11 protein-coding genes are annotated in these 12,659 nt (G+C 44.0%); 1 reads left to right on the top strand and 10 read right to left on the bottom strand.

Features of this window, described 5'->3' with window-relative positions; all coding sequences use genetic code 11:
- Positions 1-32: 32 nt before the first annotated feature.
- The 9 genes from CW749_RS03755 to CW749_RS03715 all read right to left on the bottom strand — a co-directional run bounded on the left by CW749_RS03755 (position 33) and on the right by CW749_RS03715 (position 7,034).
- Positions 33-917: a hypothetical protein gene (locus CW749_RS03755; protein ID WP_180958317.1), complete on the bottom strand. Its 885-nt coding sequence runs from the start codon at positions 915-917 to the stop codon at positions 33-35.
- A 124-nt stretch (positions 918-1,041) separates the two neighbouring features.
- Positions 1,042-2,205 carry a glutathionylspermidine synthase family protein gene (locus CW749_RS03750; RefSeq protein WP_101110713.1) on the bottom strand — a complete coding sequence of 388 codons (1,164 nt, stop codon included), beginning with the start codon at positions 2,203-2,205 and terminating at the stop codon, positions 1,042-1,044.
- Between the two features lie 106 nt (positions 2,206-2,311).
- Positions 2,312-2,935, bottom strand: coding sequence for a DUF1190 domain-containing protein (locus CW749_RS03745; protein WP_101110712.1), 624 nt, complete (start codon positions 2,933-2,935; stop codon positions 2,312-2,314).
- A gap of 10 nt (positions 2,936-2,945) precedes the next feature.
- Positions 2,946-3,359, bottom strand: a complete 414-nt coding sequence (locus CW749_RS03740; RefSeq protein WP_101110711.1) for a DUF350 domain-containing protein — start codon at positions 3,357-3,359, stop codon at positions 2,946-2,948.
- A gap of 23 nt (positions 3,360-3,382) precedes the next feature.
- The gene (locus tag CW749_RS03735) at positions 3,383-4,018 is read right to left on the bottom strand and encodes a YjfK family protein (RefSeq protein ID WP_101110710.1); all 636 of its coding nucleotides are present in this window, start codon (positions 4,016-4,018) and stop codon (positions 3,383-3,385) included.
- A 2-nt stretch (positions 4,019-4,020) separates the two neighbouring features.
- Positions 4,021-5,046, bottom strand: a complete 1,026-nt coding sequence (locus CW749_RS03730) for a potassium channel family protein (RefSeq protein ID WP_101110709.1) — start codon at positions 5,044-5,046, stop codon at positions 4,021-4,023.
- Positions 5,047-5,061: 15 nt separating this feature from the next.
- Positions 5,062-5,748, bottom strand: a complete 687-nt coding sequence (locus CW749_RS03725) for a PspA/IM30 family protein (RefSeq protein WP_101110708.1) — start codon at positions 5,746-5,748, stop codon at positions 5,062-5,064.
- A complete protein-coding gene (locus CW749_RS03720) occupies positions 5,748-6,149 on the bottom strand; it encodes a DUF2170 family protein (RefSeq protein ID WP_101110707.1) in 402 nt (133 codons plus the stop codon). The genes CW749_RS03725 and CW749_RS03720 overlap by 1 nt, the downstream gene beginning before the upstream one ends.
- Before the next feature lie 183 nt (positions 6,150-6,332).
- Complete coding sequence (locus tag CW749_RS03715) at positions 6,333-7,034, bottom strand: lipoate--protein ligase (protein ID WP_101110706.1); 702 nt, start codon at positions 7,032-7,034, stop codon at positions 6,333-6,335.
- 328 nt (positions 7,035-7,362) lie between these two features.
- Here CW749_RS03715 and CW749_RS03710 point away from each other — a divergent pair, with 328 nt between their 5' ends.
- A complete protein-coding gene (locus tag CW749_RS03710; protein WP_101110705.1) occupies positions 7,363-10,995 on the top strand; it encodes an Ig-like domain-containing protein in 3,633 nt (1,210 codons plus the stop codon).
- A gap of 449 nt (positions 10,996-11,444) precedes the next feature.
- Here the strand turns inward: CW749_RS03710 and CW749_RS03705 are convergent, their stop codons facing one another.
- The gene (locus CW749_RS03705; protein ID WP_101110704.1) at positions 11,445-12,551 is read right to left on the bottom strand and encodes an MBL fold metallo-hydrolase; all 1,107 of its coding nucleotides are present in this window, start codon (positions 12,549-12,551) and stop codon (positions 11,445-11,447) included.
- Positions 12,552-12,659 lie beyond the last annotated feature (108 nt).

The raw sequence follows: 12,659 nt of genomic DNA, 5'->3' as shown, positions 1-12,659 counted from the left end.
CATCAGTAACTTATTGTTATTTATTCTTATTTTTAGAGGAGCTTAATAGATTTGTTCAGAATGATGCTTTTAAACGCGATTAAAAAACCTAACGGCAGTAAAACCGTTTTTAACAAGAACAGAGCGATAAGTTCCATTAAGCTGATAATTGAATCTTCCACGCTGTTTTGTATTAAGTCGAGCCGTTCGGTTTGAGAGCGTAGCTTACCAGTTAAGCTTTCCCACTCTTGTTTGACTGAACCGAGGAAGCTGGAATCTTCCGCTGGCTTTTCTAATGCAGAAGGGTCAGAAGCTTGTTGAACAAGTGTGGTGACTTCTTCGATATAAGTGGCTCGGGACTCGATTTGTTGATCCAAAAACAGCGTATCTACCATGATGTTCAAGCCAAGGGAAATCACTACAGCAAACCGGATCAACACCATAAACTTAAACACCGAGAACCATTGCTTCTTGTAGCCCTGCATAATGGGGGACCAAATGGACAACAATAACCCCAAAGCACAAAATGCCAAAAGTACATTGGCAAGCTGGGAAGACATCATGATCAACAAGACTTTTTGTAAAGCCAAAGAACCGACTGCGAGCGTCATCACCCAAGCAAATTTGTCGATTAAGTCACTCACAGGGTTCAGAACTTGACCCAACGTAACGGAAGCCACACCAACGGACACTTCTGCACTTTTAACAAGAGAAATTGCCGCATCTAAAGTACGGGCTGTCGCAAAACTGGCCCCTGCCACCAGCATGCTTTCATTCACCATCTCATGAGCTTTCTCGTCTGTAACACGCACAAACCCAAGTACCGTGATAGCAACAACCAATAGCGTTATCCATATCTTTTTGGGAGACGAAAGTTGCGCAGAAGATGAAGTTAGAGGGAGTGGGCTTTTTTGATCCGAGCCAGCAGAGTTTTCCATTTAAGTGTTACCGAAGACATAGGAGATAGATAGGTATTATAACCAGTGTTAGAGTACTCGAATGTTAGTAAAATAGAAAAATTCGCTCTTCGGAGCCACTCACTGCTTTCTTCTCGTTTTCTAATCACAAAATAATATGTGGAACATATCGAGCGTAGTCTTGGGTGATGAGTGAATCATCTTCTCGGATCGACATGCCTGCGGCTCGGTCGTTGACGAGCCAACTGCCGACAAGGGTGTGACAGTTATTGAATACGGGGAGCGGGTGGTATGCCTGAATGATTGCCCCTTCTTCGCCATACGGTCCATCTGCTGTCGCTACTTCTTTCCCGTCTTTGAAAATGGAAATATTCGCCCCTTCGCGTGAGAAGATTGGTTTTACAACGTAGTCTTTCAATGTATTGGCTTGAGGATCATCCGAGAAGTACGAGGGCAGTAGGTTAGGGTGCTTCGGGAACATTTTCCATAACATGGGAAGTAATGCTTTGTTAGACAACACAGATTTCCACATAGGTTCCAACCAGTTTACTTTCGCTTCCGCAAGGTGTTGGGCATACTCCTCATTGAACATGAATTCCCATGGGTAGAGTTTGAACATCCAACGGATAGGGCTATTTTTCAGATCCGTGAACTCGTGGTGTTGGTTCAAGCCAATGTCTTCTATAAACACAAACGACGTCGAGAGACCTGCTTCTTTGGCGCAATCCTCTAAGTATTGAACCGTTCCTCTGTCCTCTTCGGTGTTTTTACAGCACGAGAAATGCAGCGTTTGACCTGGCTGAGATTTGGCGAGCTGATGGAATCGGTCTATCAGGTAATCTTGCAGAATATTAAATTGGTCGGAGCGCCTGTCCAATTCGCCTGCGTTAACTTTTTCTTCTAACCAAACCCATTGCCAAAACCCTGTCTCGTATAAGCTGGTTGGTGTATCGGCGTTGTTTTCCAGAAGCTTTGCGTGCCCCTTCCCTGAATAAGCAAAGTCGAGCCTCGAATATAAGGAAGGCTCATTGGCTCGCCACGAGGTTCGAACGTTTTCCCACATCTCGCTTGGGATCTGAAATTTCGCGAGCAGTTCTTCGTCGTTCACCACTTTGTCGACGATTTGCAAACACATTTGGTGAATTTCTTCGGTCGGTTCTTCGATGTCTCGTTCGATCTGCTCGAGTGTAAACTGGTAATACGCTCGCTCATCCCAATACGGGTCGTCGTACATACTGTGAAAGCCAAAGCCGTATTTCTTTGCAAGTGCGCGCCAGTTTGCGCGCTCTTTGGTATCGATTCTTAGCATCAGGGTATCGCGCCAGATTTTTGATGGAAGGTCTATCGACCTTAATGATGAATAAAAGCAAAAAAGAAGTAGGGGACGGTTTGCCCCCTATTTGGATGGTATGAAGTTATCCGCCCCATCCTGACTTCTTGCCACTTGAGCGAGAAGAAGATTTAGAGCCAGAGGATTTGCTCCAGCTGGATTTGGCTTCTACGGTAGAACCAAAACCGCCCCGCGACATCGTTTTAGATACGGCTGGCGGCTTTTTGAAGTCGTTTGTTTTGACTTTGATTTTTTTGTGTTTTTTGTAACTACTGCTGCTTGAACCGTACCAAATGCCATCGTCGCTGTACCAGCCACTGCGGTAGATGTACATGGGGCGAGAATAGTAGTGTGAGTCGGTAAGGCGAGCGAACATAAACCCACTTAAAGCTGGGATAAACCAATTTTGATACTCTGGCTGAAAACACCCACGTGTAAAGTCGAATTCACAGTCGTCCTGAGAGTTAAACCTAGGTGAAGACAACAACGCGAGCTCTGCCGCATCTTGGTACGCGGCCTGGCATTGCTGGGTATACCCAGGGTGGGCATCGCTACACTCTTCAACGGTTCTAAAGATTTCTGCTTCCGTTGAATCATCGGAACAACCTGTAACGGTGGCTAATCCCATGAATGCTACGAGAGGTCTTACATCAGCTTGTCGCCAATCCTTTTTCATGGATGGCAATATGACTTTTCTACTCCGTTTCATCCGGTGCTCCTTAGTAAGTCATACACGCAGCGTTAAGCATACCTACTGCGATTGAAACACTTGCCAACACAATACCGGCAGAGATTTCGTTGTCTTCAATACGCTGGGAAATTTTAGGCAAGAACATAAATCGAACGAGCATAAAAGCAAGTAACTGAGCGATAAATGCTACTAATCCCCAGATAACAAAATCGACTAAGTTAACTGAGTTAGATGCTGCTCCCGCGATCGAAATGCTGTAACCCACAAACGAGCCCGAAAGTGCTACTGCGGCAGCGATGTTATTTTCTTTGACCAGTTTCCATTCGTCATAAGGCGTAAAGCGGATATAAACCAGCTTAAACAGGATCAAGAAGGCGATACAAATCGCAAAGTATGTTACGAAATCCACTAAACCCGCTAGGGATTGAGCCACTAATTCCATGAATGAAATTCCTTGTAAATGTGTTATCCAATGACAGTAAAGTCAGTGGGTGACAGGTCGACGCCTGTAATATAGGTAACGCAGCGCTCAGCTGAACCGTTTTCGAAATTTTCTTCGCATGAGATCACAAGCGATTCTGCCAAATCGGGGGTTGCGTCGCGTTCATAAATCATAATGAATTGGTCGGTTTCCGATACCTTTCCGTTGCTGTGGTAGGTTTTTTCCGTCATCGCTACTGGGCGGTCGTTATCCCATACCTTATTGAACTCATGACCATCAAGTTGCTGAGATGGCTGAACCAAATCTGTCTCTATCCAGCGGTTCCAAGTGGTTTCTAGGTCGATAGACTTGGTCTCATAGAAGTAAAAGAGCTTCACTTCTAATACTCCACTGTCGCCTTCGCCATTCAGCAATACTTGTATGTACCCATCGTCGTCGGTGTAGTATCGAAGCAGTGTTGTTTGACTATCGAGCTTCACTTCCCCGACGGCTTGAATCAACTGGGTACGAGATGCACCGTCAATGGTGAGTTCAGGTTCGAGCATGCGAAACTTTAAGTCGTCCAACTCGAAAGCACCGCCAAGTCTAAGCCCTAAAACTTCAGGAGCACTGGGCTTTTCTTCGGTTTTTTCTGTTTTTTTCTTAAACCAGTCAAACATGGTTATTTCCAACTGAAGTTATCAATTCGCTCATCGGCAATATAGAAAAGCGTGTTACCAGCAGATACCACACAATCTAAGCTGGGGTTCAGCTCAATACCTGTTCCTTTATCAATACCAATCAGGGTTGCTTGATAGTCCTTTTTAAAAGAATCGAATAACTCGCTGATTTGGGTTTCAGAAGCATTGGCAGGAAATGCCACTGAATATTGAGTCATGCCTTGTGTTGAATTCAGCAGCTCTTGATGAAGGGCGCTCGAGCCAGGGTCGACAGCGGCTTTGGCCAACATTTCGGTGGCTACCGATGGAATGCACTCGGCATTCGGGCAGTGCTGCTTAAGCAATCGACTTAATGCTTCGTCTTTGAAATAAGCCAGTAAGTGCGCTTTCGGGTTTTCATTTGCGCAGTAGAGGGCTGCTGATAAGGTGACGTCGTCTTCTGGGTTATCGATGATGACACAACTCGCGGCAGGTAAGTTGGTTTTCACCATATCGTTACAGTCTGTGAAGGCACTGACTTTAACGAAGTCGATTTCAGATGGAAGCGGGTTTTCTATGTCGGCTTTTACACAAAGTACGATGCGTCTTCTGCCCGTTTCTTCATGTTGTAACATACGAATTAAGTGCAACGTCCGTTGCTCATTCCAACCCAGCAACAGAATATGATTTTCCACGTTTACTCTCCGTTTTCCTAATACGCCTGCACGCCACATTGTGACGACCAAAACCCCGATCTGACTCACTGATATTGCGAATAAACCCAACCCAAACGGGATGACAAACAATGCCACAATCCAGCGACCCATAGGTGTGGTTGGTGACATATCACCGTAACCAACGGTAGATGAGGTCACAACAATGTAGTACAAAAAGTCGGTGACATTCGATGTAAGGTTAGATTCGCCCGCAAATGCGAGTAACGCCCATGAAATGACCACATAGCCAGCGGCTAAACCGAGTAAGCTTTTGGTTCTTAATGAAAACAGGTGGGCATACACCCACCTTCTTAATGTAAACCACACAGTCATGTGAGGAATGTACCTTTATTTGCCTAAGATACGAGCGAGCTCGTCTTCTGCGGAAGATTTACCCCCCGCGGTAATACCTGCATTAGCCAGTTTTTTGTCTAAGCTGCTGCCCGATTGCGCTTCGTGCAATTCTTCAGCTGCTTCTAACTGAGCTTGTTTCTCTGCTTGGCGATTTTTAATGCGCTCAAGAGACTCCACGGCGGTGGTCATTTTACTGTTCGCACCAACGTTGGTCGATGAGACTGAAGCTTGTGCTTTTTGCACGGCTTCATTGGCTTTTATCACATCCACTTGCTGCTCTAGCTGACGCAATTTGTCTTTCGCTTGGGCAATGTTCTCACGTAACTTTTGCTCAGACGCTTTGAACTGCTCGGCGTAGTTTTGCTCGGTAGTACGTTGATTGGTTAGCTCCGCTACACGTCCTGCACACTCAAGAGCTAAGTCTTGCTCACCCTTTGTCATGGCGTTACGAGCGTGTTCTTCGTATTCTGCAATACTGCCGTCTAAACCGACTACTTTGTTGTCAGCAAGTTTTCTTTTCGCTACTAGAGAAACCAACGCTTCGTCTGATTTTCTGAGCTCTTCTTTCGCTTCACGGATCTCTTGATCCAAGATACGAAGTGCTTGGCTATCTGCAACCTCTTCTGCGGCTTCGTTTACGCCACCTTTAATCGCAGTAAATAGCTTTTTCCATACACCCATTATGCTTCTCCTAAGAATTCTTCATACAAGTCGATGAACGCTTCCACATTACGGTACAGTGTCGCTATCTCAATCAGTACGCTCTCTTCCTTTGATTGAGAAGAAAGAGAACCGAACGCCACATAGTAGTCGTCACCGGCAATGTTGTTAATGCCGATAGTAGAAAGCGGGAACATTTTGTGGGTTCTTAAGATTTCATCATTCAAGGCGTTTACATCATGCACTGACGATTTTGCAAAAAGCAGAACTTCAGCAATGATTTGTTCGCCAGCAACAGCGAGGTAGGCCTCTACACCATCTTCATTTCGAATAAGAAGAGATTGAGAGGAAGTGTTGTTTTCGACTGTCCAGCCTTCGTGGTTAGAAAGTACCGGCACTAAGTCGTTGAGTGTCCAAGCCATGTAGATATTCCTTATTTATTATGGAATTACCATCTAAACGTTGTATGCAACACCGAAGATGTATGTGTTACACAAATCCAAGATTAGATACTAACCGTATCATATTGTTTCAATATGAAAATTCATAGCCATAAATAAATCGAGCTATTCTACAAATTTAGACTTTTGTTAAACATAGGAGCTTTAGGCGTGTGTTAAGAAAGCTTCCGTTAACTGTTGGTAGAGAGCGTCTATGCTTGGTCGCTCTTTTATATGCTCAAACAGTGATGTGTGTACACTTGCTTCGATGTGATTGCTGTGCCCACACAGTGTGTTGCAAAGGTTAACGGGGGCGACGATGCTTTCCATAATGGCATCAACGAGAATACATGCCTGAGAGAGTACAACTCTTCCGCCATCTTTTTTGAGCAATACTCGCTGCGCAGTGCCGACGATCTTCTTTCCGTTAATGTTTAGGTTGTAGTCACCATCACAATAGGATTGGGGAGTGGCGTGTATATTGGTTCTAACACCCAGAGCTTTAAAAAACTGGGTGAGGACAAAGCACAAATCTTGATACGACTTTTGAATGTCATAGGGAACGCCTTCTTCCCAATGATAGATGTGTGAAAGGTTAATAATTCCTGGAACTTGTGGAACAGGAGCGCCACCTGTTTTCCGTGATATGAGAAGCCACCCTAAGTTATCCAACCCCGACGTTAATTCCTCAGATACTTTCCACTTCTTACCAGAAGGCAAGACCAATGTGGCCGTTTTGGCTTGCCAAAGCATCAATACCTGAGAAAGCTCTCCAGATTGAACTTGTTTTAGTAACACGCTCTCTTTTTCAAAAATATCTTCTACTTCAATACTCTTAAAACGAACCAGTTTATTTTTGGAAACCATAGGTATATTCACTTTCGGGGGCGACCAATCTCATTCTAAGCGGATGCCATAGGGTAGGTAAACCATACAAATTAGTCAGACTTTCTCTATTCGGGTTTCTAGCCGAATTTAGAGCTTTTTCGTTAATGCTAACCATCAATGATATAAATTTCGATATAAAGATAGACCAGACAAGTTTAGGGGGGTTAATGATAATTCTGTAGATTTCTTTTTCATATATTACTGATAAATATCAAAAAAACACAATTCTAACTTCTGTATTAGCTATCGCTGAACTAACCTTCAAAGATTAAGTTACCTATGTTTCAAAAAATAAATAAGGTTAGTTATGGACAACAAAAAAAGTACGTTGCATAAAGTTGCAAGGTTTAAGCATTCTCGATTGGCTTTGGCGTGTTTGGGAAGCTCGGTATTGCTTACTGGGTGTATTTTTGATGATGACGCAAGCTCTACAGCTGGTGGCGAGTCGAATGTATCCGTTCCGGTTCAGACCAGCTTGCCGATCGTCAGTGGTTTGCCCATTCAACTGGTTGTAAGCAATGGTGCGAATCAAGATTCTGTAGGTGGGCTAGATGTCAGTGCACAATTCCAAATGGAAGGGCAAGATACCAATGTAGACATTTCAATCATCGACTCTGACGGGATAGTTGTGGCTGGTTATAAGGATGGCGCTAGTTATGTTTCTGGTGATATAAAAATTCCATCTTCAGGCTTTTTACCTCTAACACTGAAGTCCGATAATTTAAAGAAAGAAGACAATTCATCTGCCACTTTGAGTATTGTCGTTTCGGGTGATGGTTTTTTCTCCAATGCGGCAACTTACGATCTTTTGTCTTCAGATACTTCCTTACAAAACCGAGTAGAAGTCCTTCCTAAATCGACGTCTTCTGACTTCGCAGGTTCGTTTGCTGAAGAGACCGTGTTACTCAGTGGGAATGTAGTTACTCAGCAAGTTGTGATAAATACGCCTATAAAACCAACCTCCAGTTTGGCTGGGCAAATTCTTGATAATGCACAAATTTCAATTGATATCCCCGCAAACACGGAGTTTTTTGATAGTGATGGGAATCCATTTGAACCGACTGGAGCAGTAAAAGCATCTGCTGTTCTGGTTTCTGCTGATCCTAAAAACCTTTCGAATAGCACGAACAACCCTTTATTTGCTTTCCCTGGTGGGCTCGAGGTTAGTGGTCTTGAAGGGGCGACACCGTCAGATTTAAATAACGATTCTGAATTCAGCTTTATCAGTGCAGGATTTGTTGCCATCGAAATCAAAGACAGCGTAGGGAATCAAGTTTCTCAGTTTGGTGGGGACGGAATAAGCCTAAACTTTGAAGTGCCGAAAAGTACGGTTCACCCGAACACATCTCAACCTCTAAAGTTGGAAGATGGATCCATCCCATTATGGAGCTACAACGAAAATACGGCTAAATGGTCTTATGAAGGTGAAGCGCTGATTACAGCTGAAAACGCCAATACATTTAGTGTGGCGAAAAAGATAACGCACTTGTCTTATTACAACCTTGATTGGTATGGAACAAACCGATGTAAGCTCGATGTCGATGTTTTAGACAAAGATGGACAACCCAACAATCAGAGGTTGCGTTTGTCTTATGCCCGTAAGGATGGCGGTTGGGCCTACAAGCCGTCAGGATGGGGGAATGATTTAGATAAATTGAATATTCAGAGAGTCCCTGCCTTTGCTGGTACCTTCGATTTGTTGGACAGCAGCGGAAACAGCCTTTTGGCATCCATAGAAGTGGATGGACAAAGTATCGCAGTTGGAACTGGTGAAAAAGGTGTTAATCTCGACGATTTCTGTTTTGGTAAAACGAACGATGCATCAAAATCATTCACTGCGCACTTAAACATCAAGAACCCCCCAAGAATAAACCTTAAGCCAAGTGTGGAGCTGGTTTGCCCGACGGACACAACTAAGACAGCAAGCGCAAACAGTGGGCGTTATTATTTGTATGAAGGCTACTCATATATTCAGCGCGGACAGGTAACGAATGGCGAGTTAGATTTACAGAATTTAACTGAAAACGCACAATATAAGTTGTACTACTACGGCAATAATACTCGAGGCAGATTAGAGTTTACAGCGTCTGATTCACTGACCTCACTTCAAATTAATGACCTATCACTTTGCCCGACAGTGAATCAAACCTTGCATACACGACTCGTCTGTTTGGACAGCAATCAAACGGTTATCAAGCAGAAACCCGCGCCTCTAAGCCGCTATTGGGCATACGATGAAAGCTATTCGCAGTATATGCGAGGAAGCACCGATGACAATGGTAATACGACGTTAGATAAGATTGTTGAAGGCGTTAACTACTATGCGAGTGCTTATCTAAGAGAGAATAACCGATGGTATTATGGTCGCTTATCTACTCCGTTTGTTGGCAGTAGCTCGCAAACGGCGACAGTGGATATGAAGCTTAGAAGCACCGATGCTTTCTGTACAACGGATGAGCCCGTAGATTATGCACAGACTGAATTGTCGGGCTCCGCGACATCCGCAAACGCGAATGGCACGGAAAAAGTCACCATTACTGTTCAAGAAAAAGACCAATATAGGAATTCACTTGGAAGTAATACCGGAACTTTAACTCTCAGTGCTTCTCCTTCAAATGGAGTGACGATTGAAAATATTCAATCCAATGGTGACGGTACGTATACAGCGGATGTATCTTCGTCGGTTGCCAGCAATGTGGTGATATCAGGAAGTATTGATGGTAATGCAATTTCTGATACTGCTTCGATTGATTTCGTACAAGCTCTCGATGTGAGTCAAACGGTTTATACATTAAGTTCTACTAGCGTGAGTGCGAATGGAACGGATGAAGTGACTGCGACGGTAACTCTAAAAGATTTTGAAGGGCAGGCATTTGAACCAGCAAGTGGCACCGTTAGCTTCGTAACAGATGGAAGCGTAACGTCTTCCGCAGTAACCGCTCAAGGAGATGGTGTGTATGTTGTGACTTTAACGTCTACGAGCGCTGGCTCCGTCACGATAACACCTCGATTGGACAGCACTGACCTAAGCTCCGCTCAAACCGTTACCTTTACAGCAGCGTTAGATGTTAGCCAAACAACCCTTGCATTAAGCGCTAACAGTGTAGATGCCGATGGCACGAGCACCGTTACTGCAACGGTTACATTAAAGGATTACGCAGGACAAGCTTTTGTACCAGTAAGTGGCACTGTGAGCTTTGCTACTACAGGCACAGCGAATGGTCTTGGCGTAACGCATCAAGGGGGCGGGGTTTATACTGAAGCATTTACATCGACAACTGCAGGTACAGTAACAATTACGCCAAAACTGGATAGCACCGATTTGGCAGCTGCACAGTCCGTGACCTTTAACTCCACAGGACCCGATTTGGCGCAGTCGACCATTACAGTAAACAGCTCTGCGACCAAACTGGGCAATACTTTGCAGTTAACGGTTACGTTGAAAAAGGCAGATGGTTCTAATTATGGTCAAAGTGGTGGTACGTTAGCACTCACGCCTTCACCTTCTGGAATCACTTATAGTGCAGTGGATAATAATGACGGTACCTACGCCGCGACCATCAATAGCTCAACAGCGACTGATTACGTCATTACTGCAAGCGTAGGGGGAGATAACCTAACGAATACCGTGAGTGTTGCCTTTACTCAAGTCGATGTAGGGAATGTGGAAATGACCTCTAACGTCACCATACCGAATGGAGGTTCAGGTCAAATATCGGTTGTGCTGAAGCAGTCTGATGGCAGCGATGTCGGGCACGGTGGACACACGGTTGCAATTTCGTCAGCCAGCTCCGTATTCGCCTCTGCAACTACTGCGGATAATGGTGATGGGTCATATGGACTGAACGTGGAATGTAACTTAACGGGCTTTACTGCACCAATTACTGTTGAAGTAGATAACAGCAGCATAGGTACGTTTATGCTGACTTGTAGCCCTTAATTATCTACCTTCTAGCTATAGAGCCAACACCATGTTGGCTCTCTTTTTCAAAAATATCTTCTACTTCAATATTCTTAAAGCGAACTAGTTAATTCTTAGGCGTCATAGGGTTCCCAGATAAAGGCTTTGTGAAGTTTGGTTATTCGGGCACACGGGTAGTAATAGGAATTTGTGTGGGAATAAAACGCGGTTACAAATACAACACAAAAGATCGGCTTACTAAGAGATAAGGTGGAGAGTAAGCCGAAATTAAATAATCTCAGCTCTGGAGAACAGAATACCTTTCTAGCTGCTGTTTTTGTCGCTAGCTTTATTGAATCTACTTGCAATAGACTCGTCTCACTACCGGCAAAAAATACAGGCTAGAAATATCGTAAAACTGAGTGTGTTTCATTCAATATTTGGTACCGTTTTTCTTAATCCAGAGCTGAGTTTAAATAGACGAATGCTTAGTGGTCGGTCATATCGAACAGAACTTTGATGGCGTGGGTTTCAACAGCACCTGAATTGAAACCATACATGTGACCATATTTGGGTTCTAATGCTTCTCGCACACCGGCTGAAATAGAATCTTGCCAGCGTTTCACCCAGATGAAGTGGTTACCATCTGCTAGCTGGGGTTGATAAGGAGCGATGTCGAGTTGTTTACCTACTTCGGTTCTCAGATCTTCGATATACTCCAAAAGCTTTCGTACATCTTCCGGTGAACCGATGTTACCGTGACCACCGTTTACGTACTTCCAGTGACCGCGTTCTCCTTTCTTCAATAAGAATCTAAGGTCTTCTTCATAGCCATGGAAGTTTTCGGCACCAGCAAAATTGTAGAAGGGAAGTTGGTCTGGGTTAATCATGTCTGCAAAATGCATGACCTTATCGTTTTGTATCCAAATCATGGTGTTATCTGGTGTATGGCCATGCCCTTTGGGCGCAATGAAACGCACACGTTGGTCACCAAACTTAATGGTTTTGCCACGTTTGTACTGTTGCACCTTCGTTGGTAATGGAATCTTGGCTTCTATTTCACCGTTGTCGTTTTTTGTGGTGTGGTGCATGATTTTGTCGTACACCGCCTGACTAGCGTAAATTTCTAACTTTTCTGACTGGTTCTTGTCCACGTAATCCTGAATGGTCGAGGCCCCTTCAACGTGGTCCAAATGGTAATGTGAATAAACCATTGCGGTTATCGGTTTATTAGTTATTTGCTTGACCGCTTTTAATACTGTCGCAACACGGTCGGCACCCAATGGGTCAATAAGCATGACTCCGGCTTTTTTGTCTACCACAACCGTGGTGTTGTAGTAATTCACTCCCACCCAGTAAGTGTTGTTCCCAAGCTTTTGAATCGTAGCTTTTTCATTGTCGAACTGAAGTTCAAACAAATTATCTATCTTTTGCCCTGGCTGAATAGATTGAGTGATAGACGGCGAAACATATTCCGCTTTCGCTTGTCCTACATCGGGGAAATAAATCTCTTGATTATGGTGATGAGCCATTGCTCCGGTGCTAACAAGAGCAAGATAAAGTGGAGCAAGTGATCTTAATGGTTTTAGTTGCATAGGTTTCTCCTTATTTCGAAAGCCATGCTAAAAAAACTCAAAATAATGCTCCAATGCACGGTTGGTATAACTGTTATGCGTTTACTGAATAAAACAAAAGAAGAACTT

Source organism: Vibrio sp. vnigr-6D03, from assembly GCF_002835515.1.
GTDB lineage: Bacteria > Pseudomonadota > Gammaproteobacteria > Enterobacterales > Vibrionaceae > Vibrio > Vibrio penaeicida.
The sequence above is the reverse complement of the archived record's forward strand: the minus strand, read 5'-3'. Positions and strand labels throughout refer to the sequence as shown.

Excerpts from the sequence above, each read along its gene's own strand:
- CW749_RS03745 (WP_101110712.1), bottom strand. The coding sequence starts at position 2,935 with ATGAAACGGAGTAGAAAAGTCATATTGCCATCCATGAAAAAGGATTGG.
- CW749_RS03710 (WP_101110705.1), top strand. The coding sequence starts at position 7,363 with ATGGACAACAAAAAAAGTACGTTGCATAAAGTTGCAAGGTTTAAGCAT.
- CW749_RS03755 (WP_180958317.1), bottom strand. The coding sequence starts at position 917 with ATGGAAAACTCTGCTGGCTCGGATCAAAAAAGCCCACTCCCTCTAACT.
- CW749_RS03715 (WP_101110706.1), bottom strand. The coding sequence starts at position 7,034 with ATGGTTTCCAAAAATAAACTGGTTCGTTTTAAGAGTATTGAAGTAGAA.
- CW749_RS03705 (WP_101110704.1), bottom strand. The coding sequence starts at position 12,551 with ATGCAACTAAAACCATTAAGATCACTTGCTCCACTTTATCTTGCTCTT.
- CW749_RS03720 (WP_101110707.1), bottom strand. The coding sequence starts at position 6,149 with ATGGCTTGGACACTCAACGACTTAGTGCCGGTACTTTCTAACCACGAA.
- CW749_RS03750 (WP_101110713.1), bottom strand. The coding sequence starts at position 2,205 with ATGCTAAGAATCGATACCAAAGAGCGCGCAAACTGGCGCGCACTTGCA.
- CW749_RS03725 (WP_101110708.1), bottom strand. The coding sequence starts at position 5,748 with ATGGGTGTATGGAAAAAGCTATTTACTGCGATTAAAGGTGGCGTAAAC.
- CW749_RS03735 (WP_101110710.1), bottom strand. The coding sequence starts at position 4,018 with ATGTTTGACTGGTTTAAGAAAAAAACAGAAAAAACCGAAGAAAAGCCC.
- CW749_RS03740 (WP_101110711.1), bottom strand. The coding sequence starts at position 3,359 with ATGGAATTAGTGGCTCAATCCCTAGCGGGTTTAGTGGATTTCGTAACA.
- CW749_RS03730 (WP_101110709.1), bottom strand. The coding sequence starts at position 5,046 with ATGACTGTGTGGTTTACATTAAGAAGGTGGGTGTATGCCCACCTGTTT.